This is a genomic window from Pseudomonas sp. Irchel 3F6 (genome assembly GCF_900187595.1).
GTDB lineage: Bacteria > Pseudomonadota > Gammaproteobacteria > Pseudomonadales > Pseudomonadaceae > Aquipseudomonas > Aquipseudomonas siliginis.
Genome location: NZ_FYDP01000004.1, coordinates 94,694 through 117,751 on the forward strand (window position 1 = coordinate 94,694; position 23,058 = coordinate 117,751).

Annotated in this window: 21 protein-coding genes and 2 pseudogenes; 12 read left to right on the top strand and 11 right to left on the bottom strand. The window is 59.7% G+C overall.

Going from position 1 to position 23,058, the window contains the following annotated elements:
* Positions 1–105: 105 nt before the first annotated feature.
* The 3 genes from phoU to CKW30_RS14915 all read left to right on the top strand — a co-directional run bounded on the left by phoU (position 106) and on the right by CKW30_RS14915 (position 3,189).
* A complete protein-coding gene (phoU, locus tag CKW30_RS14905; protein WP_016772483.1) occupies positions 106–867 on the top strand; it encodes a phosphate signaling complex protein PhoU in 762 nt (253 codons plus the stop codon).
* A gap of 176 nt (positions 868–1,043) precedes the next feature.
* Positions 1,044–1,976, top strand: a complete 933-nt coding sequence (locus CKW30_RS14910) for a response regulator (RefSeq protein ID WP_041476598.1) — start codon at positions 1,044–1,046, stop codon at positions 1,974–1,976.
* A gap of 316 nt (positions 1,977–2,292) precedes the next feature.
* Entirely contained in the window at positions 2,293–3,189 is an 897-nt protein-coding gene (locus tag CKW30_RS14915; RefSeq protein WP_095181214.1) for a M23 family metallopeptidase, read from the top strand.
* Between the two features lie 172 nt (positions 3,190–3,361).
* On the opposite strand, the gene CKW30_RS14920 is transcribed toward CKW30_RS14915, so the two are convergent.
* The 3 genes from CKW30_RS14920 to phoB all read right to left on the bottom strand — a co-directional run bounded on the left by CKW30_RS14920 (position 3,362) and on the right by phoB (position 6,939).
* A complete protein-coding gene (locus CKW30_RS14920; RefSeq protein WP_016772486.1) occupies positions 3,362–4,702 on the bottom strand; it encodes a hemolysin family protein in 1,341 nt (446 codons plus the stop codon).
* Positions 4,703–4,825: 123 nt separating this feature from the next.
* On the bottom strand, positions 4,826–6,112 hold the full coding sequence (gene phoR, locus CKW30_RS14925; protein ID WP_231991049.1) for a phosphate regulon sensor histidine kinase PhoR: 1,287 nt from the start codon (positions 6,110–6,112) through the stop codon (positions 4,826–4,828).
* A 137-nt stretch (positions 6,113–6,249) separates the two neighbouring features.
* Positions 6,250–6,939: a phosphate regulon transcriptional regulator PhoB gene (gene phoB / locus CKW30_RS14930; RefSeq protein WP_095181215.1), complete on the bottom strand. Its 690-nt coding sequence runs from the start codon at positions 6,937–6,939 to the stop codon at positions 6,250–6,252.
* Between the two features lie 151 nt (positions 6,940–7,090).
* Here phoB and CKW30_RS14935 point away from each other — a divergent pair, with 151 nt between their 5' ends.
* On the top strand, positions 7,091–7,474 hold the full coding sequence (locus CKW30_RS14935) for a hypothetical protein (RefSeq protein ID WP_056790922.1): 384 nt from the start codon (positions 7,091–7,093) through the stop codon (positions 7,472–7,474).
* A 115-nt stretch (positions 7,475–7,589) separates the two neighbouring features.
* On the opposite strand, the gene ubiA is transcribed toward CKW30_RS14935, so the two are convergent.
* Positions 7,590–8,480: a 4-hydroxybenzoate octaprenyltransferase gene (gene ubiA / locus CKW30_RS14940; RefSeq protein ID WP_056790919.1), complete on the bottom strand. Its 891-nt coding sequence runs from the start codon at positions 8,478–8,480 to the stop codon at positions 7,590–7,592.
* Positions 8,480–9,040: a chorismate lyase gene (locus CKW30_RS14945; protein WP_076564594.1), complete on the bottom strand. Its 561-nt coding sequence runs from the start codon at positions 9,038–9,040 to the stop codon at positions 8,480–8,482. The genes ubiA and CKW30_RS14945 overlap by 1 nt, the downstream gene beginning before the upstream one ends.
* Positions 9,041–9,241: 201 nt before the next feature.
* Here CKW30_RS14945 and CKW30_RS14950 point away from each other — a divergent pair, with 201 nt between their 5' ends.
* The 3 genes from CKW30_RS14950 (at position 9,242) to CKW30_RS14960 (ending at position 11,044) form a co-directional block, all read left to right on the top strand.
* Entirely contained in the window at positions 9,242–9,409 is a 168-nt protein-coding gene (locus CKW30_RS14950) for a rubredoxin (RefSeq protein WP_003177199.1), read from the top strand.
* Positions 9,410–9,429: 20 nt separating this feature from the next.
* Positions 9,430–10,578: an NAD(P)/FAD-dependent oxidoreductase gene (locus CKW30_RS14955; RefSeq protein WP_095181216.1), complete on the top strand. Its 1,149-nt coding sequence runs from the start codon at positions 9,430–9,432 to the stop codon at positions 10,576–10,578.
* 190 nt (positions 10,579–10,768) lie between these two features.
* Positions 10,769–11,044, top strand: coding sequence for an HU family DNA-binding protein (locus CKW30_RS14960; protein ID WP_003213368.1), 276 nt, complete (start codon positions 10,769–10,771; stop codon positions 11,042–11,044).
* 103 nt (positions 11,045–11,147) lie between these two features.
* Here the strand turns inward: CKW30_RS14960 and CKW30_RS14965 are convergent.
* From CKW30_RS14965 to tssI, 6 genes and pseudogenes are all read right to left on the bottom strand, one after another.
* Positions 11,148–11,309, bottom strand: a pseudogene (locus CKW30_RS14965) (phosphatidate cytidylyltransferase); the annotation flags it as partial.
* Positions 11,310–11,353: 44 nt separating this feature from the next.
* Positions 11,354–11,974, bottom strand: a complete 621-nt coding sequence (locus tag CKW30_RS14970; RefSeq protein ID WP_143497966.1) for a hypothetical protein — start codon at positions 11,972–11,974, stop codon at positions 11,354–11,356.
* Positions 11,975–12,000: 26 nt separating this feature from the next.
* Positions 12,001–14,331 carry a lipase gene (locus CKW30_RS14975; protein ID WP_095181218.1) on the bottom strand — a complete coding sequence of 777 codons (2,331 nt, stop codon included), beginning with the start codon at positions 14,329–14,331 and terminating at the stop codon, positions 12,001–12,003.
* On the bottom strand, positions 14,328–15,119 hold the full coding sequence (locus CKW30_RS14980) for a hypothetical protein (RefSeq protein ID WP_095181219.1): 792 nt from the start codon (positions 15,117–15,119) through the stop codon (positions 14,328–14,330). Before CKW30_RS14980 ends, CKW30_RS14975 begins: the two co-directional genes overlap by 4 nt.
* Positions 15,116–15,964, bottom strand: a complete 849-nt coding sequence (locus tag CKW30_RS14985; RefSeq protein WP_095181220.1) for a DUF4123 domain-containing protein — start codon at positions 15,962–15,964, stop codon at positions 15,116–15,118. Before CKW30_RS14985 ends, CKW30_RS14980 begins: the two co-directional genes overlap by 4 nt.
* Positions 15,961–17,878 (bottom strand): annotated as a pseudogene (tssI, locus tag CKW30_RS14990) (type VI secretion system tip protein TssI/VgrG). The gene CKW30_RS14985 and the pseudogene tssI overlap by 4 nt, the downstream one beginning before the upstream one ends.
* A 700-nt stretch (positions 17,879–18,578) precedes the next feature.
* Here tssI and tssA point away from each other — a divergent pair.
* From tssA to CKW30_RS15020, 5 genes are read left to right on the top strand one after another with little or no spacing between them, the layout of a single operon-like run.
* A complete protein-coding gene (tssA, locus tag CKW30_RS15000) occupies positions 18,579–20,141 on the top strand; it encodes a type VI secretion system protein TssA (RefSeq protein WP_056790892.1) in 1,563 nt (520 codons plus the stop codon).
* 32 nt (positions 20,142–20,173) lie between these two features.
* Complete coding sequence (tssB, locus tag CKW30_RS15005; protein WP_016772498.1) at positions 20,174–20,677, top strand: type VI secretion system contractile sheath small subunit; 504 nt, start codon at positions 20,174–20,176, stop codon at positions 20,675–20,677.
* 28 nt (positions 20,678–20,705) lie between these two features.
* A complete protein-coding gene (tssC, locus tag CKW30_RS15010) occupies positions 20,706–22,181 on the top strand; it encodes a type VI secretion system contractile sheath large subunit (protein ID WP_016772499.1) in 1,476 nt (491 codons plus the stop codon).
* Positions 22,182–22,190: 9 nt separating this feature from the next.
* Positions 22,191–22,598, top strand: a complete 408-nt coding sequence (gene tssE, locus CKW30_RS15015) for a type VI secretion system baseplate subunit TssE (protein WP_041476611.1) — start codon at positions 22,191–22,193, stop codon at positions 22,596–22,598.
* 19 nt (positions 22,599–22,617) lie between these two features.
* Positions 22,618–23,049 carry a hypothetical protein gene (locus tag CKW30_RS15020; protein WP_237143795.1) on the top strand — a complete coding sequence of 144 codons (432 nt, stop codon included), beginning with the start codon at positions 22,618–22,620 and terminating at the stop codon, positions 23,047–23,049.
* Positions 23,050–23,058 lie beyond the last annotated feature (9 nt).

Sequence of the window (23,058 nt, forward strand, 5' to 3'; positions counted from 1 at the left end):
AGCCGCAAGCTTCACGCGGCAAGAAATAATTGGTGCGATATCAGGACTTATACATAACTGCTTGAAGCTTGCAGCTTGAAGCTTGCAACTTTCGCGGAGCGAACAATGATTTCCAAAGAAGGCCTTACCCATCACATTTCCGCGCAGTTCAACGCTGAACTGGAGGAAGTGCGCAGCCACCTCCTTGCCATGGGCGGGCTGGTCGAGAAGCAGGTCAACGACGCGGTCACGGCGCTGATCGAGGCCGACTCCGGCCTGGCTCAGCAGGTGCGTGAGATCGACGACCAGATCAACCAGATGGAACGCAACATCGACGAAGAATGCCTGCGCATTCTCGCCCGTCGTCAGCCGGCAGCCTCTGACCTGCGTTTGATCATCAGCATTTCCAAATCGGTGATCGACCTCGAGCGTATCGGCGACGAAGCCACCAAGATCGCCCGCCGCGCCATCCAGTTGTGCGAAGAAGGTGAAGCGCCGCGCGGTTATGTCGAGGTTCGTCACATTGGCGACCAGGTGCGCAACATGGTTCGTGATGCGCTGGACGCCTTCGCGCGTTTTGACGCCGATCTGGCCTTGTCGGTGGCGCAGTACGACAAGATCATCGACCGCGAATACAAAACCGCCCTGCGTGAGCTGGCCACCTACATGATGGAAGACCCGCGCTCTATCTCGCGGGTGCTGAGCATCATCTGGGTCCTGCGTTCACTGGAGCGCATCGGCGATCATGCGCGCAACATCTCCGAACTGGTGATCTACCTGGTGCGCGGCACCGACGTGCGGCACATGGGCCTCAAGCGTATGAAAGAAGAAGTTGAAGGCACAAGCGCTGAAACCGCTAATGTTCCGGGCGAAGCTGACGATAAGTAAGATTGCCTGAGAAAAGCGCCCGGCCCTCTGGCCGGGCGTTTTTGTTTCTGCTTTTCAGAAGCGGATTCGAATTAAAAGCAGCACCCGCGAACGAAAAGTCCCGGCGTGACTGAAGAGTTTTGGCAATGTGCCATCAGCCAGCGTTATGCTTGCCGGGATTTTAATAGGGGTGTTGGATGAGCAAGATCAGTGTGTTGGTCGTGGACGATGCTTCGTTCATTCGTGACCTGGTGAAAAAGTGCCTGCGTAATTACTTCCCGGGGATCCGCACCGAGGACGCCATCAACGGCAAAAAGGCCCAGGCCATGCTGGCCAAAGAGGCTTTCGACCTGGTGCTGTGCGACTGGGAAATGCCGGAAATGTCCGGCCTCGAACTGCTGACCTGGTGCCGCGAGCAGGACAACCTCAAGACCATGCCGTTCGTCATGGTCACCAGCCGTGGCGACAAGGAAAACGTCGTGCAGGCGATTCAGGCCGGCGTATCCGGTTACGTCAGCAAGCCGTTCACCAACGAGCAGCTGCTGACCAAGGTCAAGCAGGCACTGAACAAGGTCGGCAAGCTCGACACCTTGATGAACAGCGCGCCGACCAAGATGAATTCGGCATTCGGCAACGATTCCCTGAGCGCACTGACCGGCGGCAAGCCTGCCGTGGTCGGCGGCGCTGCGGCCAGGCCTGCCGCTGCTGCACCCGCTCCAGCCGCTGCGCCGTCGCGCGGTTTGCTCAACAGCCCGCCAGTTCAGGCGCCCGGTGCATCCAAGGCGCCGGTGGGCGGTCGTGGTCAGGGCCAGTTGCGCCTGCCGAGCGGTACTCAGCAATGCGTGATCAAGGCCTTGAGCATCAAGGAAGCCCTGCTGGTGGTGAAGCGCACCGAGACCCTGCCGCAGATCCTCGACAGCGCCGTGCTCGATCTGGAGCAGGGCGACAACGCCGAGATCGCGCGCCTCAATGGTTACCTGCACGCCATCGTCGCCCACGAGCAGAAAGCCGACAGCGACTGGCTGCAACTGACCTTCCGCTTTGTCGACCAGGATGCGCAGAAGCTCGACTACATCTCGCGCCTGATCGCCCGGGGCACGGCGCAGAAGCATTTCGTACCCGGCGCGTAAGCTTCGTCGCCCGATAGGCCGCCTTCGCGAGCAGGCTCGCTCCCACCCTGGAACGCATTCCAAATGTGGGAGCGAGCCTGCTCGCGAAGGGGCCAGCCAAAACACCACTTGTCTCCCGTGCTCTGATCGTTCCCACGCGCAGCAAAGGAATCCCTCAACCGGACGCTCCGTGTCCTCTGTGCAGGGGACGCAGAGCGTCCCGGGCTGCATCCCCACGCAGAGCGTGGGGACGATCATTTGAAACATCTGTCGACTAGCCTGGTCTGTCTCAGCTGCTAGGCTGATTCCCAGGCCTTCCTTCGACAGACTTCTGCCCATGCTCGCGCGCCTGCTGTTTTTCTGCGGTCTCTGCCTGGCCTCCCAGCTGGCGATGGCCATGACCGTCTACAAATCCACCGACGCCAACGGCGTGGTCTCGTACAGCGACCGCCCGAGCAAAGGCGCAAAGGTGTTCGTGTTTCAGGACCGTATGGTCGAGCGCCTCGACCGCCAGGTGTACCTGGACATCAAGAAGCAGAAAGGCGTCGACGTGGTGTTTGCGCGCAACGATTTGTACGCGCCGGTCGAGGTTGCCCTGGCCTTCATTGGCACGAGCAATGTGCGCGGCGTGCCCGCGCGGGCGATCCGTCGTGTGCTACCACCGCGCAGCAACACGCGGCTGGCGCTGCTGACGGCGATCAGCCGTGACCAGCCGCTGGTGTATTCGCCGCAGTTCCAGTATTCGCTGGGCGACCCCGCAGGCACCGCACAGAGCTATCGCTATCCGCTGCCCTGGCGTGGCGGGCCGTTTCGCCTGAGTCAGGGCGCCAACGGCCAGTACAGCCACTACGGGCCGAAGAACCGCTACGCCATGGACATCGCCATGCCGGTGGGCACGCCGATCATCGCCGCGCGAGCGGGAGTGGTGGTCAAGACCGAGAACTCCCAGAGCGGACGCGGCACCGATGCCTCCGGCAATTTCGTCCGGGTGCTGCACGACGACGGCACCATGGGCGTGTACCTGCATTTGAAACAGGGTTCGGTGAGCGTGCGCGAAGGCCAGCGGGTCAAGGTCGGCAGCCCGCTGGCGCTGTCCGGCAACACCGGCAACAGCAGCGGCCCGCACCTGCACTTCGTGGTGCAGCGCAATACCGGAGAGGGGCTGGTGTCGATTCCCTATCAGTTCAACCAGCCACTGGGAGCCTTGCCCAACTTTGCGTTGGGCAAGCAGTAGGCGCGATAGGGTGTTGAGGGTTTTTGTGGCGAGGGGATTTATCCCCGTTGGGCCGCGAAGCGGCCCCAAATATTGCAACTCTGTACTAACTGACTGCATTCAATGGTTTTGGGACGGCTGCGCCGTCCAACGGGGATAAATCCCCTCGCCACAAGAGCCCCCCAAACTCCCATCAATCGAGCATCAACACCTTGGCCAGGACAATCTTCGGCCCTTTCATCTTCTTGATGATGATGCGCAGGCCTTCGACTTCCAGCACTTCTTCCTCTTCCGGCACCCGTTTCAGGGTTTCGTAAACCAGCCCGGCAAGGGTTTCCGCTTCGATGTGATCGAGATCGATGCCCAGCAGACGTTCGACCTTGAACAACGGCGTATCGCCACGCACCAGCAGCTTGCCTGGCTGATAGGCGAGAATGCCGCGCTCTGCCTTGCGGTGCTCGTCCTGAATGTCGCCGACCAGCACTTCCAGCACGTCTTCCATGGTCAGGTAGCCGATGATGTTGCCGTCAGCCTCTTCGACCACGGCGAAGTGCGAGCCACCCTTGCGGAACTGCTCCAGCAGTTGCGACAGCGGCATGTGCCGCGACACGCGCTCCAGCGGGCGGGTCAGCTCGGCCAGGTTGAACGACTCGGGAATGTGGTCCAGCGCGGCCAGTTCCAGCAGCAGATCCTTGATGTGCAGCAGGCCGACGAACTCCTGGCGCTCGCTGTCGTACACCGGATAACGGCTGAACTTGTGGCGACGGAACATCGCCAGGATTTCCTTCAGCGGCGCGTTGAATTCGAGGGTGATCAGGTCTTCGCGGGAGTTGGCCCAATCGACCACTTCCAGCTCGCCCATTTCCACCGCCGAAGCCAACACGCGCATGCCCTGATCGCTCGGATCCTGGCCACGGCTGGAGTGCAGGATCAGTTTCAGTTCTTCGCGGCTGTAATGGTGTTCATGGTGCGGGCCGGGTTCACCTTGCCCGGCGATACGCAAAATCGCGTTGGCGCTGGCATTGAGCAGGTAGATCGCCGGGTACATCGCCCAGTAGAACAGGTACAGCGGCACCGCCGTCCACAGCGACAAAAGCTCGGGTTTGCGGATCGCCCATGACTTGGGCGCCAGCTCGCCGACCACGATGTGCAGGTACGAAATGATGAAGAACGCGGTGAAGAACGACACGCCTTTGATGATCTCTGGCGAGTCGACGCCGACTGCGCTCAGCAGCGGCTCAAGAATATGCGCGAACGCCGGTTCACCGACCCAGCCCAGGCCAAGGGAGGCGAGGGTGATGCCGAGCTGACACGCCGACAGGTAGGCATCGAGCTGACTGTGCACGGTGCGCAGGATGTGTCCGCGCCAGCCGTGTTGTTCAGCGATGGCCTCGACCCGGGTCGAGCGCAGTTTGACCATGGCGAATTCCGCTGCAACGAAAAAACCGTTGAGCAAAACCAGGATCAGAGCAAAAAGAATCATGCCGAAGTCGGCAAAAATGGTTGCGAGGGACAAGCCAGGGGAAGGGTCCATGATGGAGTTTTGCGGGTTCCGTGTGATTCGAAAGTAGGGAGAAACAGCGCCTGAAAGGCAGGCACAAGTCAGCCAATGTAGCGGCTGACCGTGCGATTGCCTAGTGGCGTGTGCCGGGCGGCATCACTCGGCGGCGCTGATCGCCCGTGCGCTGGCCACCTGAGCCGGGGCGAAATGGCAGGTGAACGTGCTGCCGTGGCCGGGCACGCTGCTGATCTCCATGCGCGCGCGGTGGCGCAGCAGCACGTGCTTGACGATGGCCAGGCCGAGGCCGGTGCCGCCCGTGTTGGAGTTGCGGCTGGAATCGACGCGGTAGAAACGCTCGGTCAGGCGCGGCAGGTGTTTGCTGTCGATACCGATGCCGGAATCCTGCACGCTCAGGTGCGCGCCCTGATCGTCGCCCCACCAGCGAATGCGGATGTTGCCCTCGGCGGGGGTGTACTTGACCGCGTTGAACACCAGATTGGAGAACGCGCTGCGCAACTCCGCTTCGCTGCCCTTGAGCAGCACTCCGGCATTGGCCTCGAGGCTGATGCGCTGGTTCTTCGCCCCGGACAACTGCTGCGCATCGCTGGTGATCGATTGCAACAAGGTGTCGATCTGCACCGGCTGGTTGTCCGACGGATAGTCGGTAGCCTCCAGCTTGGCCAGCAGCAACAGATCGTTGAGCAGCGTCTGCATGCGCCCGCCCTGTTGCTGCATCTGTTGCAGAGCTCGGCTCCAGCGCGGGTTCACTTCTTCGACATTGTCGAGCAGGGTTTCCAGATAGCCGCAGATCACCGTGAGCGGTGTGCGCAGCTCGTGGGATACGTTGGCGATAAAGTCCTTGCGCATCTGTTCCAGCTGATGGATGCGCGTCACGTCGCGGACCAGCATCAGGTGTTCATTGTTGCCGTAGCGCGTCAGGTACAGCTGAATGCGCACGCGATCGTTGGTCGGCGAAGGGATTTCCAATGGCTCGGCAAAGCTGTCCTGCTCGAAGTATTCCTTGAAGCGCGGATGGCGCACCAGGTTGGTCACCGGTTGGCCGCTGTCCTGCGGAGTCTTCAGGCCGAGCAGGGTTTCAGCGGCGCGGTTCCACCATTCGAGATTGCCGTCGCTGTCGAGCATGATGACTGCATCTTTCAGCGCGGCGGTGGATTCCTGCACCCGGTCGATCACCGCTTGCAGACGCCCGCGCACGCGTTGGTCGCGGCGTTGCAGGTGATAGATGCTGTCGAACACCTCGCCCCACAGACCATAGCCATCGGGCGGCGCTTCGTCGGGTTGGTGCTGGCGCAGCCATTCGTGCAGACGCAGCAATTGCTTGAGCGTCCAGGCCAGATAAAGCCCCAGACCCGCCGCGAGGCTCCAGCCGTAATAGCCGGTGATCAACCCGATCACCAGACACGCTGTGACCAGCAGCAACATGTGGCGAATCAGGGTGCCATGCCAGTTTTGATTCACAGAGGCGTCCTTAGCCGCAGCGTCAAGTTTCAAGCTACAAGCTGCAAGTCAGAGCGGCTCGCTGTTTCTTGCCGCTTGTAGCTGAAAGCTTGCAGCTGCTTTCATGCTTTTGTGGAGAACCGATAACCGGTGCCGCGCACGGTTTGTACCAGATTTTCGTAGGCGTCGCCGAGGGCCTTGCGCAGGCGCCGGATGTGCACGTCGACGGTGCGCTCTTCGACGTAGACGTTGCCGCCCCAGACCTGATCCAGCAACTGGCCACGGGTGTAGGCGCGTTCCTGATGGGTCATGAAAAATTGCAGCAGGCGGTATTCGGTCGGGCCCATCTCGGCGGGTTTGCCGTCGATGGTCACGCGGTGGCTGATCGGGTCGAGCAGCAGGCCGCGGACTTCGATCGGCGCTTCGCCATCGGTCGGTCCGGCGCGGCGCAGCACAGCCTTGAGGCGGGCGACCAGTTCACGCGGGGAAAACGGTTTGGTGATGTAATCGTCGGCGCCGACTTCCAGGCCCTGGATCTTGTTGTCCTCTTCGCCCTTGGCGGTGAGCATGATGATCGGGATGTCCCCGGTCAGCTCGTCGCGCTTGAGGCGCCGGGCCAGTTCGATGCCCGAGGTGCCGGGCAGCATCCAATCGAGCAGGATCAGGTCCGGTTTGCGGTCGACAATAATGGCGTGAGCCTGCTGCGAGTTCTCTGCCTCTAGGCAGTCATAGCCGGCCATTTCCAACGCCACGGCGATCATTTCGCGAATGGGCGCTTCGTCGTCGACGATCAGAATGCTCCTGCCAACCATGCCTTAATCCTCTTGTCATTTAACTGTCTTGCGCCGCATTAGATAACGGAATTATTGCAGTCGTGTGACAGTATTTCAGGCCCGCAACATTTGCACCCATCCTCGACTAAGCTCTAAGTCCGAATCCTGACAACCACAAAAGAAGGTTTCCATGACTCAGATGACTGCTTCGTTCAAAGCCCTGCTGATGGCCGCCGCCCTGACAATACCGGGGCTGGCCATGGCGGCCGATCCGGCGATGGAGAAGGACGGCATGTACACCGACCACAAGGGCATGACCCTGTACACCTTCGCCAAGGACTCCGCTGGCAAGTCCGCGTGCAACGACAAGTGCGCGGCAAACTGGCCGCCGTTGATGGCGCAGGCGGGTGACAAATCCATGGGCGACTGGACGGTGATCAAGCGTGACGACGGCACGATGCAGTGGGCCTACCAGGGCATGCCGTTGTACACCTTCGTGATGGACAAGAAGGCCGGCGACATGACCGGCGACGGCAAAATGGACGGCGCCTGGAAAGTCGCCAAGGCCAAATAGATGCAACCCAGACGCTGTGGGAGCGAGCCTGCTCGCGAAAACGATGTGTCAGTTATCGCAGAGGTGACTGACATGACGCCTTCGCGAGCAGGCTCGCTCCCACAGGTGTCATGCATTAGCGCAGTGCGTAATCCAGCACGATCCCGACAAATATCGCCAACCCTGCCCAGTGGTTGTGCAAGAAGGCCTGGAAGCAGCGCATGCGGTCCTTGCTGCGTGTGTACCAGAACTCCCACGCATAACACCCCGCAGCCACCAGCAGGCCGAGGTGGAACCAGATCCCCAGCTCGAACTTCGACCCGGCCAGAATCAGGCAGCCCAATGACAGCGCCTGCAAGCTGAGGATGATCACCCGATCCGCCTCGCCAAACAGAATCGCCGTGGATTTCACGCCGATCTTCAGGTCGTCATCACGATCGGTCATCGCGTAATAAGTGTCGTAGCCCACCGTCCACAGCAGGTTGGCAATCCACAGCAGCCACGCCGCCGCTGGCAACTCGCCGGTCTCGGCGGTAAAGGCCATCGGCATGCCCCAGGAGAACGCCGCGCCCAGCACCACTTGCGGGTAGTAGGTGTAGCGCTTCATGAACGGGTAAGTGAATGCCAGCGCTAGACCGCCCAGCGACAGCCAGATCGTCGGCGCATTGGTGCACAGCACCAGCAGAAAACTGATGCCCATCAGCACGGCAAAGAACACCAGCGCTTCCTTCGAGCTGATCCGGCCGCTGGCCAGCGGCCGTTGCGCGGTGCGTTTGACGTGGCCGTCGACCTTGCGGTCGGCCCAGTCGTTGATCACGCAGCCGCCGGCACGGGTCAGCACTACGCCAAGAACAAAAATCACCACGTTGGCCAGCGACGGCGAGCCCTTGCCGGCAATCCACAATGCCCACAATGTCGGCCACAGCAGCAGGTAAATGCCGATCGGCTTGTCCATGCGCGTCAACTGAACGAAATCCCAGGCGCGCGGGTTCAGACGGTTGAGGGACTTGAGCAGGCTTTGATACATCAGCAGTTCTCCGGATGGGCGCGGGCGGCGTCCCACAGGCTCGGCAGGAAGATTTCCGCGACCAGCACGCTCAGCGCACCACGGTCGAAACGCGAACGCCGGCCCCACAATTCAGGGGCTTGCACCGCTGGCGGCAACCATTGTTCAGGGTAGTGGCAGACTTCAATGGCGCGGCGTTGAAATGCCCGATCGCAAAACAGCAATTCGCCCAGCGAGCGGCTGCCCAGCTCATCCATGTGTAAACCATCACCTTGCAGGGCGGCGCGCGAGGCGACGCTGCGGGCAAACACCCAGGCTTCGCCATGACCACGCAAATACACCTCACGCACCCAGCCTTCGCTGCCCTCGGCCAGATCCAGCGCCGCGCATTCATCAGCGCGCAGGGTGTCCCAGCCTTCGAACAACGGCGACACGCTGAAGCCATCCTCGGACAAACGGGTCAAACGGCGGGTCAGCGAACCTTCGTCGAACAACCAGTCCAGGGTCAACGGATCGGGGCGGGGCGTCAGGCGGTCTTGGGTCAGCCAGAGCGGGGCGGGGCAGGCATTTGAATGTTGCACAATGAGTCATTATTGGCCGCAAATGAGGCGGCGAGCTTACCATGGCGGGCGACAAGATCGAGCGGCGCCGGCTGCCGTTGCGCCGAACAGGCTTGCATCTGCCCGGCACCCTCAGTACAAAACGCCCTGAGCCGGATGGCAACGCAGCACCCATCGACCGTCCGCGCCGGCACTACGCCTGAACCCTGAGGAAGTACCTGAATGAAGAAGTGGCAATGTATCGTCTGTGGCCTGATCTATAACGAAGCCGATGGCTGGCCGGATGACGGCATCGCGCCGGGCACCCGCTGGGAAGACGTCCCGGCAGACTGGCTGTGCCCCGACTGCGGCGTCGGCAAGATGGACTTCGAAATGATCGAAATTAACTGAACACAACCAAGGAGTAAGGCATGAGCGCACCAGTCGTCATCATCGGCACCGGGCTTGCGGGCTACAACCTGGCCCGCGAGTTTCGCAAGCTCGACAGCGAAACCCCGCTGCTGCTGATCACCGCCGATGACGGCCGCTCTTACTCCAAGCCGATGCTCTCCACCGGCTTCGGCAAGAACAAGGATGCCGACGGCCTGAGCATGGCCGAACCCGGCGCCATGGCCGAGCAGTTGAAGGCCGAAGTGCGCACCCACACGCGCATCAGCGGCATCGACGCCGGCCACAAACGCTTGTGGATCGGTGAAGAAGCCGTGCCTTATCGTGATCTGATCCTGGCCTGGGGCGCGGAAACCGTGCGCGTGCCGATCGAAGGCGACGGCGCGGAACTGGTATTTCCGATCAACGATCTGGAAGACTACGCGCGCTTTCGTGCCGCAGCCGCGGGCAAGCGTCGGGTGTTGTTGCTCGGCGCCGGGCTGATCGGCTGTGAATTTGCCAATGACCTGATTCTCGGCGGCTACGAAGTGCAACTGGTCGCGCCGTGCGAACAAGTCATGCCAATGCTTTTGCATCCTGCCGCTGCGGCGGCCGTGCAGGCCGGGCTGGAAAGTATCGGGGCGAAGTTTCACCTCGGCCCGGTGCTGACCCGCCTTGAGCAAGTAGTCGATGGCCTGGAAGCGCACCTGTCCGACGGTCAGATCATCCCGTGCGATGTGGTGGTCTCGGCGATCGGTCTGCGCCCGCGCATCGATCTGGCAGCGGCTGCCGGCGTGCAGATCAATCGCGGCGTGATGGTCGATCGTTACCTGAAGACCTCTCACGCCAACATTTACGCCTTGGGCGATTGCGCCGAAGTCGACGGGCTCAACCTGCTTTACGTGATGCCGCTAATGAGTTGCGCGCGCGCGTTGGCGCAAACCCTCGCCGGAAACCCGACCGCGGTCAGCTATGGGCCGATGCCGATCACCGTGAAAACCCCGGTGTGCCCGCTGGTGGTTTCGCCGCCGCCACGGGGCAGCGAAGGCATTTGGAGCGTCGAAGGGCAGGGCGCCGACATCAAAGCGCTGTGCCACAGTGCCGACGGTCAGTTACTCGGATACGCCCTGACCGGCGGGGCAGTCATGGAAAAACTGGCCCTCAACAAACAACTGCCGCCGTTGCTGGCGTAAATGCCGGTCGTTCTGTCGCAAACACCGCTCTTTTGCCCCGACAAAGGTCTTGGGGAGACTGGCGCCGCCGTTGGCGGCGTGCCATTCTCACTCCCGTCTGCCGCAGAGTAGAGCCTGCGGCGCCTTGGGCGCTGTTCCAACGAGAACAGCACGGACATAACAACAAAAAACCGTCAAAGGGGCTTCACTAATGCGTAAACCAGAACTCGCCGCTGCAATCGCCGAAAAGGCAGACCTGACCAAAGAACAGGCCAATCGCGTCCTCAACGCCGTCCTCGAAGAAATCACCGGCGCCCTGCACCGCAAGGACAGCGTGACGCTGGTCGGCTTCGGCACCTTCCTGCAACGCCACCGCGGCGCCCGCACCGGCAAAAACCCGCAGACCGGCGAACCGGTCAAGATCAAGGCCAGCAACACCGTGGCGTTCAAGCCAGGCAAATCGTTGAAAGACAGCGTCAATCCTTGATGGCGGCGTGCTCCCCTGAATGACGGGGAGAACCGCAAATGAAAAATGGGCACACCGATTGCGGTCGGGTGCCCATTTTTTGTGGTTGGAGCATTCGTCTAGATCAGACGGAGAAGAAGTAACGCGTCAGGTGAAAGAAGAGCGGTGCCGCGAAGCATATCGAGTCCATCCAATCGAGGATTCCGCCGTGACCTTTGATCATTGTGCCCCAGTCCTTCGCGCTCAGACTGCGTTTGATAGCGGACATGACCAAGCTGCCTAGCCAGCTTGCGGCAGTCATTGGGACTTAAGCATCGGGCAGCACGCCGACTACTCGGTCATCCGAACTGTTAATCGCAATGGCTTATCCTGGAATTGCTCAATTCGTAGCCTGCCCAAAATTTCATCGTTCGTACTCTGCCCTTTGCATACCAATTCATATTTGAAGACTTTACTTAACCGGGAGTCCGCATATTTACACTCGACTGAAAGCAAGTTCTCGTTCGACCCATGCTCGTCCAGTGGTTCATCTGCCAGGTCATTAATATGTATCCAGACGGCGCTTAAGCCAAGTTTCTCTGGATCCTCAGTCATGTCCATGATCCAGATCTTGATTTCGCTGAGGAGCGTGAGACAGCCCCCAATGCTGGGAAGTAATTTGACGTTGAACTTGGCGGTCTGCGCAGTGGGTTGCCAAGGTTGTTTAAATTTTTTGACTCCAAGGTTGGGGTCTCTTGCGTAGTTTTCTGGCGCGTAACAGTAATATGGGGAAAACGGCTGATAGTACGCTTCGGCGGTGACGCTAAAATTCGCAGGGATGTCCATGTTCAGTGTTGCCGAACTGGAGAACGAATTGCATCCAGTTCCAAATATTATGAAGCTGGCCAATAACAAAGCGCGGATCGAGTGCGTTGCAGTGACGAAGTTTAACTTGGGGGACAACGAGAGCATCGGTACTTCCTTGTTGACTGATTAAGTTAAATGAACGAATCAATATCCAGCCGAAACGGCGCGCCAACCGCATGCCCTCCGGTCATCGCGGCGATATCGGCATCGTGGTCTTCAGCGGCTGGCGGGATCATCGCCAGTTGCTCCTGAACCAGGTTTTCAGGATGGGCGTTCCAGCGCAGCAGACCTTCCTCGACCCATTCGGGCTGGTCGGCATAGCTGCCGTAAACGTCGACCTCGGTGACCCGTTGACTGCGCAGCGCTGTCAGGCGGGCCATGGTCATGCTGATCTTGTCTATTTCCTGATTGAGCATCAGCGTCTTGTGCGCGCGCTCCTGCTCTCGCACGTAAGAACGGTGGTTGTTTTGCAGATCGCGCTTAACGGCCCGCAGCTGTTGCTGAATATTCTCCAGGGCGCTGCTGATCCATTCGTATTCGCGATTGGTCACCAGCGAACGCTTGAGCTGCAGTGCTTCCTGCCAACGGCGCAAGCTGGCCCAGCAGCCGGGGATGTAGCTGCCGACCATTGAGTGGTGACCCCGGTCGAACAACTGCCGCAGAAACGATCCGCGTTCGGGCAAGCCGTTGGTAGCGCGCAGGGCCTTGGCGCAGCCGTGATCGACGATCGTGCTGCAACCCGGCTCCCAGAGAAGGGAGGATCGGTGGTCCTTGTCGAACTCAACGGGCATGAAATGGCGCAAAGCACCGTGATGCCCATAGTCGTCGCCAAAGAAATTGATGATTCCCCAGATCAGCAGGCCGAGGCCGGCGACCGGGTTGAAGCCCAGCACCACGGCGTTGGTTGCGTACATCGGCCCAGGCTTGGCAAAGGTGTTCATCCAGGTCGCCGGCACGCTCGGTACCGGATCGTTCTGATTGACGATGCGGTGATGCACCAGCGATCTGGCGCTTTCGATGAAGGTGGTGTCGCCGGCGCGGGGGGCGCCGTAGGTGTAGAGCACGATTTGCGGGGAGAACTCCAGGTTGCGTCTCAGCATCTCGGACAGGATCAGTGCAACTGCACCGCCCAGACTGTGACCCGTGATCAGCAGCTTTTGCCCGCTGTAGAATTTTTCCAGATAAGTCACGATAAATGGATAAGCCGCCAAAGCGCCACCGTAGAAACCGCGGTGCACTTTGCCTTCGCCTTCGGCAAAGGGAACCTGATAGGCATCGCCGTCACGCCGGCCGTCGGGCCAGATCTCACTGGTACCGCGTACGCTGATCAGGATCAGTTCGTCGTGGTGGCAGATGAAAGCCTGAGTGTCCGTGCTTTCGACCTGTTTGCGATCATCGAAAAAATGCAGTCTGGCGGGGTGTTCTTGTTGATTCCCTAACGCGGGGTCATTCACTTCGGGGTAAAGATTCGGGTCAAACGGCACCACTTCCAGGCGTTTCGAATACGGCACGTCTTCATACAGTGGATAGTATTTCTGCGATTGTGAGTCATCGACCTTCCACAACTCATCGAACTGCGGCAGCGCGTGGCCGAACCAGTTGCCGCTGCTGGGCTGTAGCGGAAAGCTTACCGTGTCGGTCTGCACCGGTTGAGTGTTGGGTTCCTGTCCGAAATCGGTGTAGCTCAGCGTCGCCATCACCGACAGCTGATAAAGGTTGAGCGCGCAGAACGCGTCGCCTGTCGACAGCATTGGCCGTAGCGCTCTCATCGGCCGTACTTCCAGCACATGGTGTTTGTTCGGCAGCAGTGCGACGCCCTTGGGCGGCGGCGGGGAAAACCCCAACTCGACGGTGGCCATCTCCGCCGCACTCAAGATGGTGTGCAGTCCGCCATCCGCAGAAGTTTTATCGACGACCGTGAAGTCTCTGGACTTCGCAGCGGGGCGCATGAGCTTGTGCGCCGCCCTCTTCGGAGCGTCGCGACGAGCAGCCAGCGGCGGCAAGTGGGCGATGTATTTTACCAGTTCACTGACTTCGACCTGGCAGTACGCATCGGTTTCGGACAGGTCCTTGGCGGGGTTGGCCTGGGTGCGAGTGCCTGTTTTGTGGAAGAAGCGGGTTTTTTCGGCGCGGACTTGGAGTTCGGTGATGGGGAGAGGGTAGTGCGGTTGTTCCTTCAGTCGCGCATATACTTCCTCTTTACCCTGATAAAACTGACTGAGCTTCAGGGTTACGGGACCGCAGTAATGATCAAGAACTTTTCCGGAGCCCGAGGAATCCAGTTTGCCGGTATAAACAATATCTTCGTAATCGACGGCTTCGTAGGTCAAACCGGCGTAGGGTTTGCCATCACCGAACTCGTCCACCAATTGAAAACTTGTGGCTTGTCCGCGTCTTGGGCAGGCGTGGATGTTGCCTTGCATAAAGGCCGCAATGCCGGAATCTGTCGGCTCAATGCTCATGGGGTCTGATCCTTGTTTTCAGTGCAATCGGGGTAAATAGTGCAGATGCGCTCGTCTACCATCCTGAATGTGCTGAAGTCTTTGTAATTGCCGAAACAGAACGCATCCTGATCCTCAAAGGCTTTCCCCATGCAGCGCTTCCATCCGCCGGGCACTTTTACCCACGTGTCACCAAAAGCGGGCTTTTCCCGCTCAGATAATTGGATTTTCAGAGTCACCGTTTTTCCAGAAAGCTGAGTCAGCGTGTACGCCGTGAAAGGACGGCTCCGCCCGACATTGCCCTGTGCATCCATTTTTTTGCAGGTCAGCAGTTTGATCAGATAACGCTTCGGGCCCACCGTGCGAAAAGACCACATGCACTCACCAAAGAACTCAGCTGTCTCGTCATCTCTGAAACTACCCATCTGTCGTTCCAGCAACTCCGGACGTACAGCAATCGAGGCGTAGTCATAGCTGAAGTTGCTTCGCCCTGAACCATAAATACCGATGACCTTGATCTCGATGTAATTCAGCGCCAGCGGACATTCGCTTACGGTTCTGTACAGCGGGATCTCGGAAGTCCCTTGGTACTTCATATTGGTTTTGTTGTATCCCAGCTGAGTGTTTCTCCCGCCAGGCACGGTGCATGTTTGGCCCTTGGCCGGAACATAGGTGGCCGTCAGGTCGTACTTGAATCCAGGTGGAAAATCCGGAACAAACATAAAGGTGTTCGGGGTCTTCACCGTCGTACAACCCACCAGCAATCCCAGGCAACCACTCAGCAGCAACCCTCGTTTCAAGTTCCTCATCGACCTACCTCTCCCTGCCAATACAACGCTTCCTGATATACCCGCTCAAAATGCATCGCCGGATCTTCACCGGGTTTGGGCAGCCATGATTTGCCTGGCCGATATCCCGGTAACTGCAAACTGCGGGTCAGCAAGAAATGCACGTGCTCCGGTTGTTGCCAGCCCCACAGGTGCGTCAGTTGAATCAGGCCCCACAACCATTCATCGACGTCCAGTTGTTCGGCCAGCTCGGCCATGGCTTCGGTGTGTTCGCCGACCAGGTAACGGCGGGTGTTGTCGAACAGCACGTTGGCGTAGATCAGTTCCGGGGTCGGCGTGTGCAGCCACGGCGGATCCATCGGCAGCGGGTGGTGGCCGGGGTCCGGGTTGTCGATGGCGTTCCATCGTTCTGCGTGCCAATAGCAAACGCTGTTGAATGGCCCGAGAAACGCCGCGCGGTGCTCGGGTTGCAGGTGCGCCAGCGCACGTCCCAGAACCCGGTTGTCATGCACGCGGTACACCGCCTGATTCGGACGTTCGCCGGTTATCAGGCGATCGCGCCAATGCGCCGCCAGCAGATCAAGTTCGACGTGACGGGCACTGGCCAGCCAGCCCCAATTGCGCTCGGGCGTGGCGAGCAAGGTCTGGATCGCGGGATGCTGCGCCGTATCGATCTGCAACAGCAGCGGGCCGGTCGGCACCAGCGACTCGGCCGGCGTGCCGGTGTAGAGCGGACGAAACCGCTCGGTGCCGAGGTCGCGGGTCAACGCAGCGTGCTCTGCGCTGTGGCCGTCGGTGTCGAGCATCAGATACAGATCGCAGCCGGCGCGGGACTGAGCGTGCAACCATTGTTCGACCGGGCTCATGCGACTTCTCCCAGCTCGCACAGACCCGCTGCGCAGGCTTCGCACAGCGGGCAAAAATCCGCTGCCTGCTGGCGGGCGCTGTTGACGATCGACAGCGGCGTGGCGTTGATCGCAGCTGGCAGGCCGGCCTCAACTTGCAGCGGTTGTAGCGGTGCGAGAGCCGGCAGTGGCGCGCCGCCCTGAACGATGGGCACGCTGCTGAAAATCCCGCCGGCATTGATCACGATGTGATGACCGCCCGCTGACAGCGTCAGGCTCATGCCGGCATCGATCACCACGTTGCTTGCCGTGACATGCGCCTGCTGGCCGGCCTGGATCACCAGAGCGCCCAGGGTCTGGCTGCTGGTACCGCTGACCTGCAACAAGTCATCGGCGTTGATTACTGTGCTGCGCAGTCCTTGATGAGTGCGCGAATCCTTGCCCTCGATGAGACTGGTGCTGTCATTGCCGACATGCTCATGGCGGTCGCGAGTGATCAGGCTGCGGCTGTCGTTGAGGATCAGTTGCTCGAGGTCGCGCTGCGCGCGCAGGTAGATCTTCTCCTGCCCGGCGCGATCCTCGATCGACAGTTCGTTGTAGCCGCCATTGCGCGGTGAGCTCTGGCTGCGTAATACCGTGCGGGTTTTACTCGCCGACAAGGGATGGGCGACGGCATTGACCTTGTTGGCGACGCAGCCGGTAATCAGCGGTTGGTCCGGGTCGCCTTCCTGGAAGGTCACGACCACTTCCATGTCGACCCGGGGAATGGTCACCGCACCGAATCCGTCACCTGCCCAACTGGACGCTACGCGTAACCAGCAGCTGCTTTTTTCGCTGTTGCGTTCAGCGCGATCCCAGGGAAACTCGACACGAACCCTGCCGTATTCATCACAGAAGATCTCCTCTCCGGGAGGCCCGGTAACGCGCGCGGTCTGGCAGACCAGCAAGGGTCTTGGCGCGGGCAAAGGCGGACGGTAAACCACCTCTGCGGGAATGGCCCTGAAGGTATTGCGGTAGCCCTGGGAAAAACCATCGGCAGGATTCGCCTCGCTGCTGAAAGCCTCTTCGAGTACTGCCGGTTGCTTGCCTTCGTGACTGAGACTGACCAACAGCCACAACTCGTTGCAGTCGGCCCTGGGATGTTCGCTCAGCTTGAACAGGTGACCGCTGCGCAAAATCGGCTGATTGCTTTTGCCTTCAATCCATTGATAGTCGCTGCGATGGCGCTCCAAGGCCTGACGCGCCAGCTGTTTGCCGTGCTTCTCGGACTTGATCAGCAGTGGATAGCGATAGTCCTCCAGAGCCGGCGTGAACTCGGCGGTGAAGCGGCTTTCCAGCAGCAGGCTTGGGCGCATGAGGTCATAGTCGCGGCGGGTGACCGTGCTGGTACGGGTGTTGAAGCCCATGCTCAGGTGGTTGACCACCGGGTGTTCGGCGACCATGCCGCTATCCACCCGAAAGGCTGTCGTACCCAATTTGCGCGCGAACACCGGGCTGTCGCTGAACACCAGCAAGTGCCTGTCGAGCGAATGCTGGTGGTGCCAGGCAATACCCTCTTCGGCGCACAGGCGCTGGATGAACAGGAAGTCGCTTTCGCCGTATTGCGTGCAGTACTCACGAGGCTCACCGGCGGCGACATTGAACGTGAAGTCATCGGACTGACAGCTCATAGCGGGTCAGGCGCTTTCCCGATTCGCCGAGCATGACATTTTCGATCCGCCCGTGAATGCCTTCGCCCGCTAACCCGAATTGCAGAAAAGCAGGCTGGCTGAGCAGGCTTTCCAGATCGAAGTCCGCGTACTCGCTCACCAGCTCGATGCGAAATGCGTACAGCTGACTGATCGCTTCGGTGCCAGTGAACGCGAGCACCTTGAAGTCGTGACGAATGGCCGGGATATGCAGTGAGAATGGCGCGCAGTGGCCTTTGCCGAACATGGGCTTGTCCTTAAGCAAAGTGAGTCAAAGCGCGATACCGTCCTCCCTGATCGCCGCGCATGAAAAGTTGCCAGGGCAAGCTAGCGGCGCGGCAAACTAATTGATGTAAGAAGTATCCCTGACATTTGTCAGAGTATTCCGGGTGTGGAAGTCTTGGCCGAGATGGGAGAAGTGTCTGTAGGACGCGGCTCTGATAACTATCGAAGTGCCAGTATTTGCCGGGGGAGTAAAAGTTTCAGAATAATGAAATGCCATCATTGTAGTGGCACTTTTTGCATTGATCGTTGTCGCTGCAAACTTCTCGATGGAACCCGGTCATTTTAGGAAGTGTCCTACTTCTATTTTTTTTTGAATTTGGCATGCTGCACGCCGCTCGAGGGTGCGGGCGTCAGGTAAACTCGCCCGGCTGCGGCCGAGGCTCTGGGACAATGGTTTGGCGGGAGCCGGGAAAATGCGCTGATTTATAAACGGCATCAGGGAAACCCCTGCGATATATAGGGCGATCTCCTACAGACCGCAATGAACAGTTCGTCTTGTTGTTTAATCAGATGCTTGCTAGTGGCCATCATAGTGATTACGATGCGCCCACTTGAAAGAGCACATCTCAATTGGATGAGTCGCTGAACTGCTCTTCGATACTGTCCCGCGTTGCTGAAACTCCATTCGCGCGCATGACTGTAATCCTTAATAAAGGCCATGGATGTCCTACTCAAGCAAACTTTCCGCCCATTACCTCGAACTCGCAAAAGTCTCTGTTTCCAAAGAGAATTTTGCGGGCGAAGACGTTCGTTTTTCGAGCGAATTCGAGGCGCTGGAAAGTGAGCTGGCCAAGGCTTCGTCGATGCACGAAAGCGGGCAGATCGACTGGCTGAAAATCCGCGAAAACAGTGAAAATCTGCTGCGTACCCAATCCAAGGATCTGCGTGTCGGCGCCTGGCTGACGTGGTCGCTGTACCAGCGCGAATCCTTCCCCGGGCTGCTTGCCGGCCTCGGTCTGCTGCACCATCTGTCGGAAAACAACTGGGCCGACGTCCACCCGCTCAAACCCCGCACCCGTGCCGCCGCGATCGGCTGGCTGGTGCCGCGTCTCGAGCAGGTCATCACCGAAAACATTGCGATCAAAGAGCAGTTGCCGATGTTCCGGCAGCTCTCTGAGCACCTGGCCGGTCTTGAGGCCGCGTGCACTGAACATCTGGGCGATGACGCGCCACTGCTGCTGCCGATCTCCCGCCGCCTGAAAACCATGATCCAGCGTGCCGCCGACAACCAGCCGGCACCCGGCGTGGTGGGGGCGGCGGTGGCGCAGGTCAAGCAGGCCGCGACCCAGCTGCTCACTCCTGGCGCACCGATCGACAACGAGCGGGATGCGCACAAAGCCCTGCGCGCCCAGCAGGACAGCGCCCGGCCGTTGTGTGCCTGGTGGCTCAAGCAGAAGGCTACCGATCTGCGTGCCCTGCGCCTCAATCGCACGCTGTTGTGGATGACCATCGACGCAGTGCCCGAGCGCAACGCCGAGCAGATCACCGTGCTGCGCGGTCTGCCGCTGGAAAAACTCAAGCTCTATCAGGACCGTTTCGATCAGGGCAAATACGCCGATCTGCTGGTGGAACTGGAGGCGAGCCTGGCGAAGGCGCCGTTCTGGTTCGATGGCCAGAGGATGGTCTGGGAATGTCTCCAGAACCTCAACGCCGAGCTGGCAATGCGCGAAGTGGAAATCCACTTCGCGCTTTTGATTCAGCGCCTGCCGGGCATCATCGAGTTGCGCTTCCATGACGGCGCGCCGTTTGCCGATCCGTCCACCCGGGCGTGGATCGCCGCCAATGTCATGCCGCACCTGCAAAGCGCCAGCGCGCCGCGCAAGGTCGAAAGCGAGAACGTCGAAACCCAGCCGGCCTGGGAAAAAGCCCTCGAGGAAGTCCAGCCGATCCTGCGCAAGGAAGGCTTGAAGCCGGCCGTGCAGATTCTCAAGCAGGGTCTGCAATCGGCCCACGGTGGCCGTGAACGCTTCTTCTGGCAGTTCACCCTCGCGCGGCTGTGTTTCCTGGCCAAGAAATACGAACTGGCCAAGAACCAGCTCGAAACCCTCGATCAGACATTACAGGACTCAGGCCTGCACGCCTGGGAGCCCGATCTTGCATTGCAAGTGCTGCACCTGCTGCACAGTTGCTGCGAGTTGTTGCCGCAGAACCACGCCGTACGTGAAAGCAAGGAAGAGATTTATCGCAGGCTGTGCCACCTCGACCTCGAAGTGGTACTCGAATAGGCCCCAGGGCCACAACCGCAAGGAGAAAAGCCATGGCCAAAGAAGGCTCGGTAGCCCCCAAGGAACGCATCAACGTCACCTTCAAACCCGCCACCGGCGGAGCTCAGGAAGAGATTGAACTGCCGCTGAAGCTGCTGGCAATCGGTGACTACACCCACCGCAAGGACGATCGCAAAATCGAAGATCGCAAGCCGATCAGCATCGACAAGATGACCTTCGACGAAGTGTTGGCCAAGCAAGAGCTGGGTCTGACGCTGAGCGTGCCGAACCGTCTGCAGGAAGATGGCGAGGCTGAAGAGCTGGCCGTGCAATTGCGCGTCAATTCGATGAAGGACTTCAACCCGGCCAGCCTGGTCGAGCAAGTGCCTGAGCTGAAAAAACTGATGGAACTGCGCGATGCGCTGGTGGCCCTCAAAGGCCCGCTGGGTAACGCACCTGCGTTCCGTAAAGCGATCGAAGGCGTGCTCGCCGACGACGAATCCCGCGGTCGCGTACTCGGTGAGCTGGGCCTGAACGCCGCAGCCCCGGACGCCTGAGACTCCAGTAGCCAAGGAAGCCAACACAATGAGCACTAGCGCAGCACAAGAGAAGAGCGCCGCCAGCGGCGAATACAGCATTCTCGACAGCATCATCGCCGAAACCCGTCTGACTCCGGACGACGAAGCCTACGACATCGCCAAGCGTGGCGTGTCGGCGTTCATCGAAGAGCTGCTCAAGCCGCAGAACAACGGTGAGCCGGTCAAGAAAGCCATGGTTGACCGCATGATCGCCGAGATCGATGCCAAGCTCAGCCGTCAGATGGACGAGATCCTGCACCACCCGGATTTCCAGGCGCTGGAATCGTCGTGGCGTGGTCTGCAGTTGCTGGTCGACCGCACCAACTTCCGCGAAAACATCAAGATCGAAATCCTCAACGTCTCCAAAGAAGACCTGCTGGACGATTTCGAAGACTCGCCGGAAGTCATGCAGTCGGGCCTGTACAAGCACATCTACACCGCTGAATACGGCCAGTTCGGTGGTCAGCCAGTGGGCGCGATCATCGCCAACTACTACATGTCGCCAAGCTCGCCAGACGTCAAGCTGATGCAGTACGTGGCCAGCGTTTCGTGCATGTCCCACGCGCCGTTCATCGCTGCCGCCGGGCCGAAATTCTTCGGTCTGGAAAGCTTCACCGGCCTGCCGGATCTGAAAGATCTGAAAGACCACTTCGAAGGCCCGCAATTCGCCAAATGGCAGAGCTTCCGGACTTCGGAAGACTCCCGCTACGTTGGCCTGACCGTGCCGCGTTTCCTGCTGCGCAACCCGTACGATCCGGAAGAAAACCCGGTCAAGTCGTTCGTGTACAAGGAAACCGTTGCCAACAGCCACGAGCACTACCTGTGGGGCAACACCGCTTACGCGTTCGGCACCAAGCTGACCGACAGCTTCGCCAAATTCCGCTGGTGCCCGAACATCATCGGCCCACAGAGCGGTGGCGCGGTTGAAGACCTGCCGTTGCACCACTTCGAAAGCATGGGCGAAATCGAAACCAAGATCCCTACCGAGGTATTGGTTTCCGACCGTCGTGAATACGAACTGGCCGAGGAAGGCTTCATCTCCCTGACCATGCGCAAAGGCTCCGACAACGCGGCGTTCTTCTCCGCCAGCTCGGTGCAGAAGCCGAAGTTCTTCGGCATCAGCGCAGAAGGCAAGGCGGCAGAGCTGAACTACAAGCTCGGCACCCAACTGCCGTACATGATGATCGTCAACCGTCTGGCTCACTACTTGAAAGTGCTGCAGCGCGAGCAACTCGGTTCGTGGAAAGAGCGTACCGACCTCGAGCTGGAACTGAACAAGTGGATCCGTCAGTACGTTGCCGACCAGGAAAACCCGAGCGCCGAAGTGCGTGGCCGTCGTCCGCTGCGCGCTGCGCAAGTGATCGTCAGCGACGTTGAAGGCGAGCCGGGCTGGTACCGCGTGAGCTTGAACGTGCGTCCGCATTTCAAGTACATGGGTGCCGATTTCACCCTGTCGCTGGTTGGCAAGCTGGACAAAGAGTAAGAGCGACTCATGGACGGATACGGCAGCCTGTTCGAACGCCTCAACGGCGACGCACAACTACGCAAGGGCAACAGCCTTGAGGCTTGTGCCATGGCGTCAGTGGCTGCCCATTTGGCCAAAATGCTCAGCACCCGGGCCGGCAGCGTGCAAACGCTGGCCGACTACGGGTTGCCCGATCTCAATGACATGCGCCTGAGCCTGCACGACTCGCTGAGTCAGGCCCGTCTGGCTATCGAAAACTTCATCGAAGCCTACGAGCCACGCCTGAGCAACGTGCGTGTCATTTCCCTGCCGCGTGACCACGATCAACTTCGCCTGGCCTTCAGTATCGAAGGCCTGCTGGAAGTTGAAGGGTTCAAGCGTCAGGTCAGTTTTTCCGCGCGCCTGGATGGCAGCGGTCAAGTGAAGGTGAATTAGGACCATGCGAGGGAGCGCCGTGAATCCGGGTGCATTGGCGAAGTGGGGGCGTGGCGTGTTGCTATTTCTCGCCCTGACGGCTGCTGCCCTCGTTTCAGCTGCCTGTTACGTGAAGACGACGGCGGCACGGCTGGCTCACGAGTACTCCACCGACTGGAACGATGCGGGTACGTGCTTCATCCGCTCCTACATTCCGCAGTATTCGGCCCTCGGCATACCGGGAATGATTTTCAAGCTGTTTGCCAGCGAAGCCTTTTTCCGGGTCTACGCAAAAGACGGCACGCTGCTGAAATCGTCCGAATGGTTGCTCTGGCAGAACGAGTTCACCACCGATGAACGCTCGCAATGGGTATACGGTCACGCGATCTACCCGACAGTTACGGGTTACGAAGGCTGGAATATTCCAGCGTGTGGTCAAGAAATGAACAGTCCTCAAGCCAAGGTCAACTAAGGAGATCCC